Source organism: Aquimarina latercula DSM 2041, assembly GCF_000430645.1.
Taxonomy (GTDB): domain Bacteria; phylum Bacteroidota; class Bacteroidia; order Flavobacteriales; family Flavobacteriaceae; genus Aquimarina; species Aquimarina latercula.
Map to the genome: position 1 here is coordinate 311,394 of NZ_KE387186.1, position 19,946 is coordinate 331,339.

The following is a 19,946-nucleotide window of genomic DNA, read 5'->3' on the forward strand; positions in this document are numbered from 1 at the left end:
TTGTAATCGGTGTTTAGTGAATGTGTTCTACAGTATCGCAGTGAAAATGTTGTTTTTCTTTTTTCTTAGGCGGCTGTGTTTTTAATCCACTATTTTTTGCCTTTAATAACATGGTAGACAGCTCGTTTCTTTCATCAGCAATTGATTTTCGCATAGCTTTGTCTTTTTCTAAATCAAAATAAGTAGCTCCATCAATCAACGTTTTTTCTGCTTTGGCATATATAGAAAGAGGGTGATCTGTCCATAAAACAACATCTGCATCTTTTCCTACTTTAATACTCCCTACACGATCATCAATGTGTAACATTTTTGCTGGGTTTAGCGTAACAAATTTCCAAGCTTCTTCTTCACTAATTCCTCCATATTTCACGGATTTTGCAGCCTCTTGATTTAATCGTCGAGACATCTCACCATCATCACTATTAATAGCAACAAGTACTCCTTGATTATGCATAATGGTAGCGTTATAAGGAATGGCATCATTTACTTCATATTTATAAGCCCACCAGTCAGAAAAAGTAGATCCAGCTACACCGTGTTTAGCCATTTTGTCTGCAACCTTATATCCTTCAAGAATGTGGGTAAACGTGTTGATTCTAAAGTTGAATTTTTCAGCCACTTTCATCAGCATATTAATTTCACTCTGCACATAAGAGTGACAGCTTATAAAACGTTTGCCATTGAGGATTTCAACTAAGGTTTCCATTTCTATATCTTTTCGATATGGCTTTCCACTATTTTTTAGTTTTTCATATCGCTTAGCACGTGTAAAATAATCTACATACAATTGTTCTACACCCATACGAGTCTGTGGGAAACGTATTCTTTCTGCATCTCCCCAATTACTTTGTTTCACATTTTCTCCTAAGGCAAATTTGATAAACTTAGGTGAGTTATTGAAAATAAGATTTTCTGCACTTTCTCCCCATTTTAATTTTAGGATTGCTGATCTACCGCCAATAGGGTTAGCCGATCCGTGTAAGATTTGGATAGAAGTTACTCCACCCGCAAGGTTTCTATACATATTGATGTCATCTGGTGAGACCACATCCTCTATTGTTACTTCTGCAGTTGAATTATGGCCAGCTTCATTAATTGCTGCTGCTGCGATATGAGAATGCTCATCAATAATACCGCTAGTTAAATGTTTTCCAGTAGCGTCTACAATTTTAGCATTTCCAGCATTTAGATTTTTTCCGATCCCGGCAATTTTTCCATTTTTGATTAAGACATCAGTTTCTGTCAGAATTCCATCAACTTCGTTTGTCCATACAGTGGCATTTTTGAATAATATGTTTTCAGATTTAGGAAGTTTACTATTTCCGTAGGCGATATTTGGATAGGTTACTGGCAGTACCTTTGGGGTCTCCTTTTTGTCTTCAGATTTTTTTCCATCTTTTTTAGCAGCATCTTTTGGCTTTTGTTTTGCCGTAAAAGTTGTCTCTGATCCGTTTGGCAAAATCGCCTTTCCGCTCCAAAATTTAGGGTTTTTATTAATTGCAGTTACTATTCTAGTATATTGAGTTTTTGTAGTATCAGCGTCCGTAAAAGTAAGGGATACCCAATCATTAGTGTATGTCATTTTACTTCCTAATTTAGTTTCTCCAAGTTTTACTTCGGCCTTTGGTTTAGCAGGTTTTCCCGAAATGGATACATCATACGTTTTTCCGGCAAGTGTTAGTTCATATGCACCATTGATATCCGTGGTATTCATATCATTAACAATGTTCTTATGTCCCTGTACCCAATTTTCATAGATAATATTATCCTTGGAAAATAACTCTTGACTAGTAATTAAAAAATTAGCATATGCCCCTTTTTTAAGAGTTCCTAGTACATCACTTTTTCCTAAGATCTGAGCAGGAACTGTAGTCAACGCTTCTAATGCAATTTTTTTGTCTAATCCGTGCTTGATTGCTTTTTCGATTCTTGCATTGAGATCAGCAATCTTTTTTAGCTTGTGTGTAGTTAGTGAAAATTGAACTCCATTTTTAGCCAAAATAGATGGGTTTGTCGGTGCTTGGTTCCAATGGCGCATATCACCTAAGCTTACTAGGTTAGCCATATACGGGTCAGATACATCATAAGCTTCGGGAAAATCAAGCGGAATTATATATTTGGCATTGGTAGCTTTTACTTTATTGATTCTAGCATATTCGTCACCACCACCAACGATGATGTATTGAATATTAAATTCGTCACCTACTTTATCGGCTCTAAAACCATTAATTCTACTTCCTGCTTCAAAAATTTGAGGTAAGTTTTTGTTTTTATTCAAAGCTTCTATAGATAGATCTTTATAATCTGTATCATTAGTGGTGTACCATTTGGCATCTAAATATACTTGTCTTAGCAGTGCCATCGAACCCATTAGTGATGTAGGGTACATTTGTTTGCTTTTATTGCTTTTTGAAAAAGAAAGTAATTGTGATGATGCATCACTTAATAAACGATCACCTTTGGTGCCATCATTATTAAGAGCGACTAATAAACCGGTTCCTCTCATAATTCCATCAGGCATATGAGTATTTAATGTTCCAAATCCAGCTTTGATAAACTCATCAGCCTTTTTCTTGTCATAAGTAAAATCATCTAATGAATTTGTTTCTGGACGGATATGGTCATTCCAATAATATCCTTCTCTAGAAGCATCATATTGAGGATTGCTTCTAAAAGAACCTCCTTGTCTTTTAGGCTTTTTAATTCCGAAGCTAGTAAAAGGATCAATGAAGGAAGCATATATGTGTTTCCCTTGCAGATCAATTACAATACTATTTTTAGGAATGGATAATCCAGTACCTACTTGTTGAATTTTACCTTTTTGTATAATTAATGTGCCATTAGTAATCTCTGTTCCAGGAGATGTGTGAATGACAGCATTCGTAAAAACAGTATAATTAGAATTAGACGTCTTAACACCGTCATTTTTTGGGAAATATTCTTGAGCATAAAAATTAAATCCCATAAATATCACAGCAAGTGATAAAAATAGTTTTTTCATAAGAGTTAGTGTAAAAAATGAATTGGTTTTAAAGATAACTTTTGCTACAGAAAGACCTTACAAATTAGTAATTTTTTAACAAGGAACAGGAAATTTTGAATTCTACAATTACAGATACATTATAACTTATCCTTATAATAGTTTACTAGTAATGCAACTACATAGCTATACGTTTCCATACCTTTTGGTTGATTATTAGCCTTAAGATAGCTGTCGTATGTACTTTTAAAAATAGGTTCTAGTGGATTTTGATAACTCATCCAAAAGTCATTCACTTCTTTGTAATTTTTTAATATTCCGGGTCTTAGTTTTTCGATCAAGCAAAATGCTTTTTGCTCGTCTCTAAGGTAGAGGTCATTAAGACAGAATTTAAGAGCAAAAGTGGTTCCACTATAGTTGAAATAAGGATCATTAAAATTCATAGTGGTTAAAGCCGCGATAAAATTAGCTTCATTTTCTTTTGCAAATCCTAATTGGTGTGCTTCTTCATGGCAACTAGTGGTCGGAGCTTTATAATTAAGAATTAATCCATTTACTTGGGCTTCATTGGTAATAGGATTTAAATATCCACTAAACCCCATATATGTTAAGGGAATACTCAGTAAAGATTTTTTAATACTTTTTGGAGAATATCGAAGATTAGGAATTACTTCATTAATTTGTTCGTAGGCTGGTATTGTTTTTTCGAATATTTCCTCTTTGTCATAAGGCATTACTATTGATAGAGAGTCATCGGATTCTAAACTTTCATGTATAGAATTAGCGCGTTTAATAAGTTTTTCAGAGACCATTAAAAGTTCAGCTTCACTGTATTGATCTTCAATTTCTAATATTTCGTGCATTGGTAATCTATAATAGTTCATTCCCCATAACAAATGAAAAGCGGCATATACTATAGATATGGTAGCACCTACATCTAACAATATTTTTTTCCATTGAACTTTTTTTCGAAATACTTTCTTAAATAAAAAACGAATCAAAAGAATAATTAAAATACTATACCCTATATCACCAAAAGAAAAAGGAATCCAACCAAATACATATCGCAAGGCTTTAGAGGTGTAAACAAAAACTCCATTACTATAAAAACGATCTATAAATTCTGGAAAGAAAGAAAGAATTTTGATAATTATAAACTGAACTGGTAAAAGAAAAGTAAGGTATAGTTTTGTTTTAGATTGCATGTAATGAAATATATCAGATTGTAAATCTACAACATTTAATATATGATTTGAATTAAGATTATCATAATGTACATTTGCCAAAAACACAATACATATATGAATTCAGAAATAAGAAACCTAGAGCCTAAGAAACTTTGGAATAAATTTGCGGATTTGAACGCTGTACCAAGGCCTTCTAAAAAAGAAGAGCGAGTAATTGCTTTTATGAAAGATTTTGGTACGTCTCTTGGGTTACCGGTAGAAGTAGATGAAGTAGGGAACGTTTTGATAAGAAAACCTGCTACTTCTGGCATGGAGAATAGAAAGACTGTAGTGATGCAATCTCATCTAGATATGGTACATCAAAAAAATGCTGATACGGTTTTTGATTTTGATACTCAGGGAATAGAAATGTATGTAGATGGTGATTGGGTGCGTGCTAAAGGAACTACTTTAGGAGCTGATAATGGATTAGGTGTAGCTACTATTATGGCTATTCTAGAATCTAGTGAATTATCACATCCTGCAATCGAAGCATTGTTTACTATTGATGAAGAAACTGGAATGACCGGAGCAATGGGATTAAAACCAAATTGGTTACAAGGAGATATTCTACTTAACTTAGATACAGAAGAAGATGATGAAATTGGAGTTGGATGTGCAGGTGGTGTAGATGTAACTGCAGAGAGGACTTACAGTCAGGAAGATATGCCGGAAGGTAAAACAGCATATCAAATTTCTGTGACTGGTCTTAATGGAGGCCATTCTGGAATGGATATTCATAAAGGTTTAGGTAATGCTAATAAAATAATGAATAGATTGTTATTTGATGGTTTTGAGAATTTTGGACTTAGAATTCATGAGATTAAAGGTGGGAGTTTACGAAATGCTATTCCTAGAGAGAGTTTTGCAACAGTTGTTGTTGATACGATACAATCTGAAGCTTTTGAATTTGAAACTTCGGAATTGATCTCTACAGTAAAAAAAGAACTTTCTTTGGTAGATCCAAGCCTATCAATAGAATTGAAGCAGGTTGAACTACCGAGTAAAGTAATGGAATTGGGTGTTCAAGAGGGGGTTTTAAAATCTTTATATGCCGCTCATAATGGTGTATACGTTATGAGTTTATCGATCTCTGATTTAGTGGAAACATCTAATAATATAGCAAAAGTAACGATTGGCAACGGAAATATTAAGATTGAATGCTTAACTAGAAGTAGTGTAGATTCTACCAAATTAGATTTAGTTAATAAGTTACGAGCTACTTTTGAATTGATAGGATGCGAAGTAACAACGGATGGCGATTATCCAGGTTGGGCACCAAATATGGATTCTGCAATATTAAAAGTATTAGATAGTTTGTATCAAAAAATAAATGGAGAAAAAGCTCATATTGCCGCTTGCCACGCCGGTTTAGAATGTGGTATTCTGGGACAGAATTACCCAGATATGGATATGATATCTTTTGGTCCTACGATTTTAGGAGCACATTCTCCAGATGAGAGAGCTAGTATTTCCTCTGCTCAGAAGTATTGGGGATTTGTCAAAGAAATACTAGAAAATATTCCTAATAAATAGTTTTTTAATTTATACTAAAAGAAAAGGCATCTCAAATAAAACTTGAGATGCCTTTTTTATATTATTAATAGATAGGTTTATTGTTTTCCTAAGATCCCAACTAATTCTAGTTCGAAAACCATTTCTGTATTTGGTGGAATTGGAGCTCTACCTCTTTCTCCATATCCTAAATGAGGAGGGACAAAGATAATAGCTTTATCTCCTACTTTCATTTGTTGAACTCCTTCTTTAAAACCAGGAATCATTTTAGCTTCTGGAGAATAAGGAATTTCTAAAGGAACATATCCTTTTGGATGGTCAGCACGACGCTGATCAAAAAGTCCCATTTCTCTTGCTTTTTCTACAAGGTTTGTGTCAAACATTTTTCCATCAGTAAAGGATCCTTGATAGTTTACTTGTACCATATCACTTTGCTTAGGTTGTTCTCCATTTCCTTGTTCTAAAAATAGGATCTCTAACCCACTTTCTAACTTAGTCGCCTTTTTTCTTAATTCAGCGAATTCTGCAGCAATAGCAGGAAACTTTTTAGCTATCTCAGCTTGTCTTTCCTTTTCAATACGTTCTTTCTCTAATTTTTCTTCTTCTAGCGCCTTTAGTTTATCTTCAAAAGCCGCTTTAGAATCAAATGCTTTAGCATCTTTTCCTTTACGAATGATATTAACTTGTTCCATTCTTATTTCAGATACAGGTTTGTCTCCAGGTTTAGTTTCAGTGACACCAATACTATCCACGATATCCTGACCAGAAACGATTTCTCCAAAAACAGTATGTTTACCGTTTAACCAAGGAGTTTCTTTTAATGTAATAAAGAATTGACTTCCGTTGGTAGCTGGACCAGAGTTAGCCATAGATAAAATACCTTTAGACTTATGCGTTAATGAGTCTACGATTTCATCCGGAAATTTGTAACCAGGGTCACCTGTTCCTGTTCCTAGAGGATCACCAGTTTGGATCATAAAATCTTTGATAACTCTATGGAAAATAATTCCGTTGTAATACTTCTTTCCTTTATATAAACTATCTACCATAGTGTTCGTTCCTTCTGCTAGAGAAACAAAATTTGCCACTGTCATTGGAGTTTCTTTGTAATGTAATTCAGCTATAGCAGTTCCTTTATTGGTAATGATTTCTGCATAGATTCCATCTCCAAGTTCTGGGTACTTTTCCTCGCAATTAGTAAATGTAAGGGTGATAAGTGCTAAAAATAAAAGACTTAATTTTTTCATTTTTTTAGTTAAGATTTAATTTTTTTTTGTTGATTGTTTTGTGATTTTATTGAGTTTTACTCTAGATATTAACGGAATATTTGTTCCAATCTTATGATTGTCTCCATAATATCCGTATGCTTGATAAGAAGGGAATAGAAATGTTACTATTTCTCCCTCTTTCATTATTTTTAATCCTTCTCTCAAACCAAAAAATAGATCTTCTTGGTCAATAGCGTAGTTTACAGTGTCTAACTCTTTTTCACTATATATAGTATCTCCGTTAAGATCTTTGATGTCATAATTGAAATTAACAATATCACCAAATTTGGCAGTACCAGAAGTTAAAGTGTCTTTTTTTTCATAATAATACCAAAACCCCCCTTCAGAAGTAATGTAATTATTAGAAGAATCTTGCTGTATTATTTTTTGTATCCTAGCCTCTTCTCGTGCGCTAAGTTCTTTATTTCGATTAATAGATTCATTAATAAATGATCCTGACGAAATACTTACAGGTTTTCTTGCTTCTGGAGCTTTACAAGAGAAAAATAGCGTTAGGAAACTTATTAATAGGAGAAAATATCTCATGAATTCAGGGCATTTTTATAAGACGGTAAGATACTAATAAATTTTTCAACAGTTTCGCCTAGAGAAAGATTACTTTTTCCTCCAGCAGCATTATGATGTCCTCCTCCTTCGAAGTGATTTCTAGAAAATTCATTCACCGAAAATTCACCTTTAGAGCGTAGTGATATTTTTATAATATTTTCGCCTTTGTTTTCTATAAAAATGAGTGCAAAAACAATTCCTTCTACAGATAATCCCATATTAACAAATCCTTCGGTATCACCTTTTTTGAAATTATGATCATCCAATTCTTTTTGAGACAATGTGATGTAAGCAGTATTGTATTCTGGAAGTACTTTTAAGTTTTTAAGTGCTACACCTTGTAATTGTAATCTAGAATAGGTGTTGTTGTCATAAATATTTTCGTGAATAGCAGTGTTGTTAGCTCCACGTTCAATTAGGTCAGCGATCACTTTATGCGTAATATTTGTCGTGGATCGAAATCTAAACGAACCTGTATCTGTCATAATACCAACATATATACAAGTAGCTATATCTGCTGTGATTTTATCCAAATCATCTAGATTTTCAATAAAATGATAAATCATCTGACAAGTTGAACTCATGTCGACATCACTATAGGTATAGGTAGCATAATTATCAGGTTGTTGATGATGATCAATCATAATGAAAGTGGTGTTTGTATGCTCTAACACGCTTTCCATATTTCCAGTTCTGGAAAAATGATTAAAATCTAATGTGAAAATTATATCTGCTTCTCTAATTTTTTTAACTGCTAATTCGGTATCACTATCATATTTAATGATAGAAGATTCACCTGGAATCCATTTTAGAAAACTTGGATAATCATTAGGCGTTATAACTGTAGATGTATGTCCTAAACTTGATAAATAATGATGTAGGGCTAGAGTAGATCCTATAGCATCACCATCCGGATTTTTATGAGGAATAATTACAATGTTTTTTTGAGTGCTTAAAAGCACTTTTATTTCTTTAAACTCACTTGTATTCATAGGTCAGCGAAGATACTATTAATTAATAATATGGTAATACTGGAATGATTACTTTTACCAATATCTAATTGTTTCGAAAAATGAAAACCCCAGTATCTATTTTCTTTTTTATACTATGTATCTTAAATTTTGTCTCTGCTCAAGAAATTTCTCAAAAAGGAAATACTGATTTTACAATAGCTTTTGGAAGTTGCAATAAACAAAATAGTCCTCAACCATTTTGGGAAGAAATTCTAAAGAACGGACCCGATGTTTTTATTTGGGGAGGAGATAATATTTATGGTGATTCTGATGATATGTCTAAAATTGCTGATGATTATAAAATTCAGAATAATAATTTGGGATATCAAAAATTAAAAAGTAAAGTTCCCATAATGGCCACCTGGGATGATCACGATTATGGCAAAAATGATGTAGGTGCAGAATGGCATAAGAAAAAAGAAAGTCAACAATTATTTCTTGATTTTATGGGCGTAGATAAAGATCATAAAAGAAGACAGCAGGAAGGGATATATGCATCTCATTTTTTTGAAACTTCTAAAGGTGGCATTAAGGTGATGATATTAGATACTCGATATTTTAGAGATTCACTTCGTAAAGATATTACAGGAAAAAAACGTTATGTACCTAATGATAACCTGAAGAGAACAATACTGGGTAAAAAGCAATGGATATGGTTAGAGAAAGAATTAAAATCTAGTCAAGCAGATTTTAATGTCCTTGTTAGTAGTATTCAGTTTTTATCCGGAGAACACGGATGGGAAAGTTGGGCTAATTTTCCGAATGAAGTATTAAAATTAGAAGAATTAATATCAAAAACAGAGGCTAAGAATTGTGTGATCTTAAGTGGTGATCGTCATATTTCAGAATTTTCAAAAAAGAATATATCTACTATTCCTTACCCTTTAATTGATTTTACTTCTAGCGGGTTAACGCATGCATATTCTAAATATAGTGGAGAACCTAATCAATATAGAACTGGAAAAGTGATTGCTATTCCAAGTTTTGGTATCTTAAAATTTGATTTTGACAGGAAATTAGTAACCATGCAAATGCGAGGAACTAGTAACGCCTTACTACAAGAAATAAAACAAGAGTATTTAAAAAAATAGAATAATTAAATTCGATTTTATAAAAGACAGTACTTTCTTAGGATTTTTATTGTTTTTGATGCTTTTATATATACTTTTGCACAAAATTTTGCATTTGACATTAATAGTCAAAAAGATAATTAAAAATCAATTTCCTTAACTAGGAGATAGGATAAAAACCAAACTTTAAAAATGGCAACAAATAGAACTTTTACAATGCTTAAGCCGGATGCGGTAAGAAAAGGATACATCGGTGCAATCCTTGAACAGATAACTGCTTCAGGTTTTAGAATTGTAGCAATGAAATTAACACAGTTAACTACTGATGATGCTAAAGCTTTTTATGCGGTGCATAGTGAGCGTCCTTTTTATGGAGAGTTAGTAGAATATATGACTAGTGGTCCAATAGTAGCAGCAATTCTTGAAAAAGAGAATGCTGTTGAAGATTTTAGAACTTTAATTGGAGCTACGAATCCAGAAGAAGCTGCTGAAGGAACTATCCGTAAGAAATTTGCTACTTCTATTAGCGAAAATGCTGTACACGGAAGTGATAGTGATGATAATGCTGCTATAGAAGGAGCTTTCCATTTTTCAGGAAGAGAGCAATTCTAAGAAAATTACATTATATAATGTTTAAAAAAGAGGTGTTGAATTCAACACCTCTTTTTTTGTAAAATAAACTTATTTATATTCTTTTTTCAGGAATAAGAGGTTACCAAAAAATCCTAAAACTAATATTAGGAGTAATGCCCAATGCTACAATATCAGAGTTTATAAATCGATTGTCTAAAGAGTTGGTTGTTCTAAATTCTCGATTTAGAAGGTTTTCTCTATCATATAGATTCAATACAGAAAGTCCTAATCGATATTTAGTATTAGGATTAGCACCAATTTTAAAATCATATATTGCAGAAAAATCAAGACGATGGTATATTGGCAAGTTATTTCCATTGATTTCTCCAAAATCCAGTACTACCAAATTTCCATTTTCGTCTACGCCATCTACATTAGTAAACGCTTTACCAGTATGCCATAACCAGCCTAATGAGAATTGAAAGTTATTAACTTTATAAAAGTGAGACCATTTAACAGTATGTTCTATGTTCCAATTACCAGGAAAAGATTGATTGTTATTAATGTCTTCAAATTTGTTTTTAGTGTTAATGTAGGAGTAACTCACCCAGGTTTTATAATTGTTAAATCGTTTCTTTAGGAAAAGATCAACTCCATAAACTCTACTTTCACCGGTGTGATAGGTGTTATCAATTGGGTTTATAAATCCTGCGGTTAGGGAAGTTATATCATCTATCTGCTTGTAATAAGTATCTATGTCAAAATACCATTTGTGTTTTTTAAAGCTACTTCCCAAAGTAAATTGGTAGCTGGTTATTACAGGAAATTGCTCTTTGTTGGATAAGGTCCAAACCTGATTCTCTAGAGATAGATCACTTACCACGGATTCTCTTATTTGGCTAACAGCTTGACTTCTGTATTCTCCTGTAGCATTAATTTCCCAAGATTTAGAGAGGTTTTTTTGTATAAAGATTCTAGGTTCTATAAATGATTGATTCAGTTCTGCATAATTATTAAATCTTACGCCCATAGAAAGGTATAAGTTTTTTGGTATTTCATATTTATACTCACCGTATATGGAGTGTGTATTAAGAAGGCGATTGTCTTGATCCAGAATCAATTCATATGTTGGTGTTGTTGTAACAAATGCATATTTAATAGTGTTATTAGAGAATTGATACCCGCCTAAAATTGTATGATATTGAGATAAAGAATATGTTACATCAATAGCAGCTCCTAAGTCTTTTACACTGTTCTTCTTACTTTCTGTTTCTATAATGTTTCCAGACTCACCTGTAATAAATTGATAATTTAATAGATACCTCGTATAATATCCACTGGTTTTAAGGTTAAAGCCATTATTCGATTGATGTTTCCAGCTAAGGTTATATCCTTCATTCTCCGTAATTAAATTATCATTAAAAGACATTAGGTTATCACTTCGTTTAAAATCAAGATCATTTTTACTGTAAAGCGCATTGGCTTCTATTTTATCAAAATCAGAAATTTTCGCGATTAGGTTGGCATTATAGTCTTCATAGAAAAAATCATTTTTTGCATTATTAAGTTCGATAGTTTCTGCAATTGTAGTATTTTGAAAAACTCGATCAGCAAACTGTTTATATGTAAAAGTTTCTAGAATATCGGTGTATGATCTTCTACCAGATATTTGTAATGAGACCTTGTCTTTGATAATTGGAGTATGAATAACTGCGTCTGCATTAATCAAATTAAAACCGGCTCCTCCAGAAAACCGATTAGCAATTTTATCTTCAGTCTTGATATCGATTATTCCAGAAATCCGATCTCCATATTGAGCGCTTACTCCACTTTTAGAAAAATCTACTTCTTTTACCACATAGGGGTTAAAAGCTGATATCATGCCAAAAAGATGTCCTTGATGATATGTTTTAATACCATTCCAGAGTACTAAGTTTTGATTAGGAGCACTACCTCTAACATATAACCCTGATGCTGTTTCGAAAGGGCTGTTGACACCAGGAGTTAATTGAATACTTTGTAAAATATCTGGCTCCGTAAGACCAGGAAGTATTTCTATATCTTCTAGATTTATATTAACTACACGCTTATTTTGAGTAATTCCCTTGGTAAGATACTCTTGTATAACAACTTCATCAAGGGTTTCAATAGCATTAATTAAGTATATATTGGTACATTTGGTATTGGTAAATTCGGATGAGTTTAAAACTTTTTGTCTAAATCCTGGTGCACTTATTAGAATAGGAGTATTAAAGGGTACTTCTTGGTTTTCAAAATAACCTTGATCATTAGTAGTAGTATTTGTTCTAGACCCTTTAAAGAATACTCTTATTCTCTCTAAAGGTTCATTACTTTCATTATAAATATAACCACAAATTGAAATAGTATCTGTTTTAGAATATTTTCTAATGGTGATGAAATTTTTTCCAGTAATTTCAAATTTTAGCTGCGTTTGTTTTTGCAGTAAATCAATTACTTCTTCTAAAGTAGTTTTTACACTTGTCTGTAAAGAAATTGGTTTATTTATAATCGTAGCATCTATATAAGAAAATTTGATTTTAAATTGTTTTTCGATAGAAGGGATTATTTGGGATAGCGCTTCATTTTTTGCACTGATAATAGTTGTTTCTTCTTGCGAAAAAACAGACATTCCCCAGAAAAGTATGCAAACACATAAAAATCTTGTCATTCTCTTATTTATCTAATACCACTGTTTTTTGGTCTTGCAATAATTTGTATTGTAAACCTAAGGTACTAAAAACTGTTTTAAGAGCAACTTCTATATCATTATTAGGAAAAGTTCCTGTATAGATTGTTTTGGTGTCAATTCCATTCGTATCGATAGAGATATTATACTGATCTTCCAATTCTATAAATACATATTTTAATGGTACACTTTTAAATGAACTGGTATTACTAATCCAAGAAGGTTCTAAAGCTTCTAACACCCAGTTCTCAGAAGCGATTTTAGCAATTTTTCTATAACCTTTCCCCGCTGTAAGTATAGTGTTTTCATCTCCTCGAGTAACATTAACTTTACCTTCATAGCATACCGCTTCGAAATAAGAAGGTAGCGATTGTACGTTAAATTCTGTACCAAGTACGGTAACATCTCCATTTGTGGTAGTAACCGTAAATTTGCTTCCTTTTTTTACTTTAAAATACGCTTCTCCTTCTAAGGATATTATTCTATTGTTTTCCCAATCATTTTTGTTAAAAGTAGCTTCTGATTTCGCATTCAATATCATTTCCGAACCATCTGGTAATGTAACAGCTAATTGTTCTCCATATGAAGTGGTAAAAGAGTTGCTTGATTTAAAAAAGAAAAAACCAAATAGTATAGCAATTGAGGCTGCAACAGCCATAGCTGGCCATAGTTTAATAACAGGTTTCTTATGCTGCTTTAAAGAAGTTTGTTTGTTAGATTTAATATTATTTAATGCGGTATCTAAATCATACGGTATTAATTCCAGAGTGTCTGCACCAGCCATAATCTTAGCGTAATGATCATATTCCGGATGAGATTGAAACTCACGAAGTTCCTCTGGAGAAAGCTCTCCATTAATCCATCTGGATAAGAATATATCATCTTTTTTATCGTCCAACATAACTTGTCTGTATATAATAGAAACGTTTTATTATCTAATAACCCTACCCCTATATTTATTTTTTTTCAAAACGATCTAGTGGTTTACTACCAGAAAACAATTATAAATCAAATATTTCCAATTTTTTTTCTTAGTGTTACCAATGCCTTATGCATTAATTTTTCAATTGCCTTTACTGATACATTAGATAATTCAGCAATTTCTCTATATGTTTTTTTATCGATTCTACTAAGTAAAAAAACTTCTCGTTGCCTGTCAGGTAAATCAGCTATAGCATTTTTTAATTTCTCCATATATTCTTTTTCGAGCATAACAAATTCTGGAGATTCATTAGTCACATCACTTTTTCTTTTTGTAATATAATTTTGATGTTTAAACTTTACCTGTTGATGTCTAGCATTACTAATTCCCAAATTAGTAGCAATCGTATAGACGTAACTTTTTGCTTTGTCTAAAGAAACCTTTGCACAATTATTCCATAGTTTAATAAAAGAATCTTGTACGATATCTTCTGCTTGATCAAGATCTCCAAACTTATAGTATAGATAATTCCTCAAAAGTTTAGCATGACTTTTGAAAAATTCATTAAAGACTTGTTCGTCACAAGTAGTGTTTTTACTATCAGACATTTGGGGGATTTATTTAGTGCCAAAACTAGATTTTTTTCTGATACCAAAAAAAATAAATCATAAAAAAAATAAAAGCTGGGGTGGGGTAGGATGATTGATTAGCGTTTTACTAGTGTTATAACACACAGAATATCTCAATTGAGTTTTACTTAATCTTTAATTAAAAAATTAAAATGAAAAATCTTAAAATTCTTGGCCTACTTATGCTAGGGCTTGTGCTAACATTTACTTCTTGTGAAGAAACTGATGATGGTGATTCAACCACCGATTGTCCTGAATTATCTTTTGAAAGAGATGGTGGGAAATTAATTGCAAATTTTGAAGAAATAAACAGTTTGGATGTTTACGAGTGGTTTGTAAACGATGAATTGGTAGAAACCGAAAGTTTAGAAAATCAACGTGATAATATATTAGATATTTCGGAATATAATCCTGGAACTTATACTGTTTGTATAAAGGCAGAGACTCCAGATTGTCCTAATGGAGTAGAATTTTGTAAAGAAATAGTTGTTGGAGAAGACATGGAAGGTTGCCCAGAACTAAAGTTTACCAGAGATGGAGAATATCTAATTGCAGATTTTGAAGGTATCGATACATTAGAATTTTATGCTTGGCAGATTTCAGGGGAAACTCTGGGTAATGAAACTATCATAGAAAATGAAGGAACCGATAACCAAGGAGATAATAAATTCTCACTTGCTAATTTAGAAGAAGGGACATACACTGTCTGTTTAATTTCAGAAAGTCCTACTTGTACTAGTACAGAATATTGCGAAGAAATAACTATAGATGGTGACGGACAGGATTCTTGTCCAGATCTTTCGGTTAGCTCAGAAGGAGGTATCGTTATTGCTACTATTAATGGTACCGATAATATCGATTTATTTAAATGGTATGTAAACAATCAACTTATTGGATCAGATGAGTTACAGATTCAAGGTGGAGTTGTAACATTAGATCTTAGTGATTACAATCCAGGTTCTTATGAAGTTTGTGTGAAATTTAATTCTAATGATTGCTCTCAAGGAATCGAAGCTTGCGTATCAGCTCAGGTAACAGATGATAATAATAGTGGTGATGACTGTCCAGATTTATCATTCATTGAAGAGGGAACATTAATGTTTGCTAATTTTTCTGGAATAGACCAATTGGACGTGTATGAATGGTTTGTGGACGGAGTATTGGTAGAAACCGAAAGTTTACAGAGTCAGGATAGAGATAATAAACTTGATTTATCATCGTATAATCCTGGAACTTATACAGTTTGTATCAAAGCAGAAACTAACGAATGTCCTAATGGCACAGAATTTTGTAGAGATGTAGTAATTCCAGAACCACAGCCAGTAGATTGTTCAGTATTTAAGCTGGAATATATAGCAACAAATGGAGCTGAATTTGTAAATGCTAATGGAGTTATTCTATTTGGATTAGAGGGTAATTCTGTAGTGTGGGAAATTGATGGAACTCAAATTAATCCTACAACTACAACAGGACATTTTATCATATTAAAAAATCACCTTAGTCAAGCAGGAAAGTATGAGATTTGCTATAAGGCGGAGTCAACTGAATGTGGAGCACTACAAGAGTGTATCGAAGTTGATTTTCAAGGATTGTAATATGAATAATAAATGTTCTTAATAGATCATAGTTCATAATTTTAAAGAATGAGGTTGTATTGATATACAACCTCATTTTTTTATTCTAAAAATGACTTTTAACATTTTTTTTGAAGGAAGGGGTAGGGTATTCTTTTTTAGCTGCGTTTCATAATTGTAGGGCTGATAAAAAAGGTTCTAAACAATTAATTATTGACAACCCCTAAAAATTATAATGATGAAAAAACTTAGTATTTGGTATGTAATGATTTTTGCATTACTGTTAGGAATTATTTCTTGTGAAGAGATTGAAGAATTAGAAAATTGTCCAGATGTTACTATTAATGTAGACAATGTTTCTGGAAGCGCAGTTTATCGATTTGCAGCTCAATTTGATGGTATCGAAGATGTAAGACTTACTTGGTCTATTGATGGTGAAGAAATAGATACTGGTAACTTAAGCGATATAGCAAATCAGATTTTTGAATATCAGTTTGAAGAAGGAACATATACTGTTTGCGTAAAAGTAGCAAGCGATACTTGTCCTATAGAAGTGTGTAAAGAAATTGAAGTCGATGTTGATGAAACTGATCCTTGTCCGGATTTGTTTTTTGAAGCAAGACAGTACGAAAGACCAAATAAGTATAAGTTTATTGCAGATTTCCCAGGGATTGAAGATGTTCGTTATGAGTGGTTTATCAATGGAGAAGTGGTGGATAATGATAATCAGAATGATGATAACTATTTATTTTGGGAATTTAATGAACCTGGTAGTTATGAAGTATGTATTAAAACAGAAACTCCAGATTGTCCTAATGGAACTTCTTATTGCAAGACTATTGAAATAGAAGAGACAGATATAGACGAAGAATGTCCTGAGTTATTTTTTATTGCAGAACAAGATGGAGATAATCCAGCATATTATTTTCAAGTAGAGTTTGAAGGAGCTGATCAAGTAGAATGGTTAGGATGGTATATTGATGGAGAGTTTGTAGAAGATTCAAATAATGGAGATAACAATAGATTCTATTATCAATTTGCTCCAGGAAGATATGAAGTATGTTTAAAAACAGAAACTCCAGAATGTCCAGAAGGAACTTCTTATTGTAAAATTATTGAAATAGAAGGTGATACTAGTGTTTGTCCAGAATTGTTCTTTGAAGCAGAACAAGATGGAGATAATCCAGCATATTACTTTTACCCAAACGCTTTTGATGGTATCGACGATGTAACACTAGAATGGTCCGTTAATGGGGATTATGTAGGAGCAAGTTCTGGTCATAACGATCCTTTTTATTATCAATTTGGTACAGGTAGTTTTGAGGTGTGTCTTTCTGTAGAAACTCCAGAATGTCCAGAAGGAGTAACATTTTGTAAAGTAATTGAAATAGAAGGATCAGGAAATGATTGCCCTGATTTATTTTTTAGTATTGAACAAGAAGGCAATACTCCAGGATATAATTTTTGGGCAGAATTCGAAGGAATGAGTAATGTTAGCTACGAATGGTTGATCAATGGTGATGTCGTAGATTCTGAAACAATGAACAGTAATGATAGAGATAATTATCTATACTATCAATTTGGAACCGGAACATATGAGATCTGTATTATAGCAGAAACACCGGATTGTCCAAATGGTGTAACATTTTGTAAAACATTAGTCATAGAATAGTACAGTTAGTTAGGTTAGATTAATTAGGTTGATTCCCTGGAAGCATTGTCATTCTTTCAGGGAATTTTGTTTATACGCATAAGATATGTTAGATTGTAACCTAAAATAAACGAATAATTTATTTTAATTAAGGGTAGGGTAGACTGATTTTCAGACGTTTTACTTATATAAATGCAAATTATTTTGAAGAATTTCAATACTTATATACGATTATATGCATTGCTAATAATGATTTCATTCTTTAGTAGTTGTGTAAATGATGATTCGTTTCTTCCTGAAGAAAACACCGGTAATGTAATATCAAGTGCCGCTTTGGTTACGGTTCTTAATAATTTTGATAGTGTCGCTAATTTCCCTACAGAGAACGAGCAGTGCTTTAGGTTTGTATATCCGATTACACTTGGTTATAATACGGATTCTACTATTAGAGTAGAGAGTTATGATGGATTAGTAGATGTCATTTCAAGTCAAGGTGCTAATTTTAATGTTACTGGATTAGAATTTCCGATTAATATAATTTTTAAGAATACAGATGTCACTATATCCATTATAAATGAAATAGCTTTATTAAATGTTTTAAGTGAATGTGAGTTTGACACAATCAGAGATGATTTTGATCAATTTTTTGATGGATGCTTTACGTTTGATTATCCGGTAACTTTATTTAATAATGCTGGAGAAGAAACTGAAATTACAACGGATGATGCATTTCAGACTTTTTATCAAGAGCAAGGAATAGCTTATCAGCCTAGTTTTAAATTTCCATTAAATGTATTAGTGTCGCCAAATTTTGAAAGTACTGAAATAGAGACGTATTTTGGGTTCTATAGACTAATAGAATCTTGTGAAAGTAGATGTCCAAACCTTAGTTTTTCCTTCGAGTTAACAGACCAATTTAATTTGGGATATCAATTTACTGCTGATTTTCCGGATATAGAAGTAGTAGGAACGTATGATTGGTTTGTAGATGGCCAATTTATTGAGAGTGATGGCCCAAATAATCAAGGCGATAATTTATTGATGCGTGATTTTGGATCATCTGGAACTTATGAGGTTTGTATAAAAGCAGAAACTCCTAATTGTCCAGAAGGAATAGAGTTTTGTAAGCAGATCGATGTTGCTGAGGTTTGTCCAGAATTATTTTTTGATTTTGAACAAGAACAAGGAACACTAGCGTATACTTTTACATCAAGTTTTTCTGGGATAGAAGAATTAGGTTATCAATGGTATATAGATGACCAGCTTATAGAAGAAGATGGAGGAGCTAATGGAGATAATATATTGTCTTCTAATTTATCACCTGGAGTACGTGAGGTGTGTATAAGAACAGAAACTCCTTCTTGTCCTAATGGAACTGAGTATTGTAAAGAAATAACTGTAGAACCAATCTGTCCTAATTTATTTTTCACTTTAGAACAAGAAGGAAATACAACAAGCTATAATTTTACTGCAGAATTTGGAAATATTGACACAATAACATATCAATGGGAAATAGATGGGGATGTTATAGAACAAGATGGTGGACAAAGTGGAGATAATATATTCTTTTTTCAATTCGATCCTGGATCATATGAGATCTGTATTAGGACCACAACTGATACTTGTCCAGATGGAACTGAATTTTGTGAACAGTTAGTGATCGAGTAAATCGCATTTTTTAAAGATTCAAAAGTGCATAAGTAATAATATTTTATATTCTATTTTTTCAATTTGGTAGTAATCCTTTGGTGATTTTTTGGATTAGATAATTCTTTCCGTGTAAGTGCTAAATTTATAGAAAACACCCGGTGTTTCAGTAACTTTGTAATAAAGTAAAGGAATATGAGATATCACACTAGGAAGATTGTAAAACCTGGAGATTTAAATCCTAATGAGACATTATTTGGAGGGAGATTGTTGGAATGGATTGACGAAGAAGCAGCACTATATGCAGTTATTCAGTTAGAAAGTAAGAAAGTTGTTACCAAGTTTATGTCTGAAATTAATTTTGTGAGTTCTGCAGTACAAGGTGATATTGTAGAGATAGGAATGGATGTTGTTAAATTTGGAAGTTCATCCTTAGTACTGACTTGCGAGGTTAGGAATAAGTTAACTCGTAAAACAATCATTAAAGTTGAAAAGATTACGATGGTTAATCTTAACGAGAGTGGTAAACCTACACCGCACGGTAAGACCAAAATAGAATTTGTAAGAGATAGGCTAGCTCAAAACTAATCCTTTTTAGTATTAG

The 19,946-nt window shown here is 32.4% G+C and carries 15 protein-coding genes; 7 read left to right on the forward strand and 8 right to left on the reverse strand.

Features of this window, described 5'->3' with window-relative positions:
- Positions 1–13: 13 nt before the first annotated feature.
- Entirely contained in the window at positions 14–3,001 is a 2,988-nt protein-coding gene (locus H526_RS0126005; RefSeq protein WP_027395622.1) for an amidohydrolase family protein, read from the reverse strand.
- 119 nt (positions 3,002–3,120) lie between these two features.
- Positions 3,121–4,185, reverse strand: a complete 1,065-nt coding sequence (locus H526_RS0126010) for a DUF3810 domain-containing protein (protein WP_027395623.1) — start codon at positions 4,183–4,185, stop codon at positions 3,121–3,123.
- Positions 4,186–4,281: 96 nt separating this feature from the next.
- Between H526_RS0126010 and H526_RS0126015 the strand changes: the two genes are divergently transcribed.
- Positions 4,282–5,742 carry an aminoacyl-histidine dipeptidase gene (locus tag H526_RS0126015; RefSeq protein ID WP_027395624.1) on the forward strand — a complete coding sequence of 487 codons (1,461 nt, stop codon included), beginning with the start codon at positions 4,282–4,284 and terminating at the stop codon, positions 5,740–5,742.
- 77 nt (positions 5,743–5,819) lie between these two features.
- Here the strand turns inward: H526_RS0126015 and H526_RS0126020 are convergent, their stop codons facing one another.
- The 3 genes from H526_RS0126020 to H526_RS0126030 are packed head-to-tail and all read right to left on the reverse strand — an operon-like array spanning position 5,820 to position 8,548.
- On the reverse strand, positions 5,820–6,968 hold the full coding sequence (locus H526_RS0126020; protein ID WP_027395625.1) for a peptidylprolyl isomerase: 1,149 nt from the start codon (positions 6,966–6,968) through the stop codon (positions 5,820–5,822).
- Positions 6,969–6,983: 15 nt separating this feature from the next.
- Entirely contained in the window at positions 6,984–7,535 is a 552-nt protein-coding gene (gene gldI, locus H526_RS0126025; RefSeq protein ID WP_027395626.1) for a gliding motility-associated peptidyl-prolyl isomerase GldI, read from the reverse strand.
- Complete coding sequence (locus tag H526_RS0126030) at positions 7,532–8,548, reverse strand: DHH family phosphoesterase (RefSeq protein WP_027395627.1); 1,017 nt, start codon at positions 8,546–8,548, stop codon at positions 7,532–7,534. Before H526_RS0126030 ends, gldI begins: the two co-directional genes overlap by 4 nt.
- An 80-nt stretch (positions 8,549–8,628) precedes the next feature.
- Between H526_RS0126030 and H526_RS0126035 the strand changes: the two genes are divergently transcribed.
- On the forward strand, positions 8,629–9,660 hold the full coding sequence (locus H526_RS0126035) for an alkaline phosphatase D family protein (RefSeq protein WP_027395628.1): 1,032 nt from the start codon (positions 8,629–8,631) through the stop codon (positions 9,658–9,660).
- Positions 9,661–9,831: 171 nt separating this feature from the next.
- On the forward strand, positions 9,832–10,251 hold the full coding sequence (locus H526_RS0126040; RefSeq protein ID WP_027395629.1) for a nucleoside-diphosphate kinase: 420 nt from the start codon (positions 9,832–9,834) through the stop codon (positions 10,249–10,251).
- A 100-nt stretch (positions 10,252–10,351) separates the two neighbouring features.
- Here the strand turns inward: H526_RS0126040 and H526_RS0126045 are convergent, their stop codons facing one another.
- From H526_RS0126045 to H526_RS0126055, 3 genes are all read right to left on the reverse strand, one after another.
- Positions 10,352–12,901 carry a TonB-dependent receptor domain-containing protein gene (locus H526_RS0126045; protein WP_081415707.1) on the reverse strand — a complete coding sequence of 850 codons (2,550 nt, stop codon included), beginning with the start codon at positions 12,899–12,901 and terminating at the stop codon, positions 10,352–10,354.
- Between the two features lie 4 nt (positions 12,902–12,905).
- Positions 12,906–13,820, reverse strand: a complete 915-nt coding sequence (locus tag H526_RS30265) for a FecR family protein (protein WP_051336365.1) — start codon at positions 13,818–13,820, stop codon at positions 12,906–12,908.
- Positions 13,821–13,927: 107 nt separating this feature from the next.
- A complete protein-coding gene (locus H526_RS0126055; protein ID WP_027395631.1) occupies positions 13,928–14,449 on the reverse strand; it encodes an RNA polymerase sigma factor in 522 nt (173 codons plus the stop codon).
- A 173-nt stretch (positions 14,450–14,622) separates the two neighbouring features.
- Between H526_RS0126055 and H526_RS0126060 the strand changes: the two genes are divergently transcribed.
- The 4 genes from H526_RS0126060 (at position 14,623) to H526_RS0126075 (ending at position 19,930) form a co-directional block, all read left to right on the forward strand.
- On the forward strand, positions 14,623–16,065 hold the full coding sequence (locus tag H526_RS0126060; protein WP_027395632.1) for a hypothetical protein: 1,443 nt from the start codon (positions 14,623–14,625) through the stop codon (positions 16,063–16,065).
- Between the two features lie 217 nt (positions 16,066–16,282).
- Entirely contained in the window at positions 16,283–17,716 is a 1,434-nt protein-coding gene (locus H526_RS0126065) for a hypothetical protein (RefSeq protein ID WP_027395633.1), read from the forward strand.
- A gap of 183 nt (positions 17,717–17,899) precedes the next feature.
- Positions 17,900–19,363: a hypothetical protein gene (locus tag H526_RS0126070; RefSeq protein ID WP_155839790.1), complete on the forward strand. Its 1,464-nt coding sequence runs from the start codon at positions 17,900–17,902 to the stop codon at positions 19,361–19,363.
- Positions 19,364–19,537: 174 nt separating this feature from the next.
- The gene (locus tag H526_RS0126075) at positions 19,538–19,930 is read left to right on the forward strand and encodes an acyl-CoA thioesterase (RefSeq protein ID WP_027395635.1); all 393 of its coding nucleotides are present in this window, start codon (positions 19,538–19,540) and stop codon (positions 19,928–19,930) included.
- Positions 19,931–19,946 lie beyond the last annotated feature (16 nt).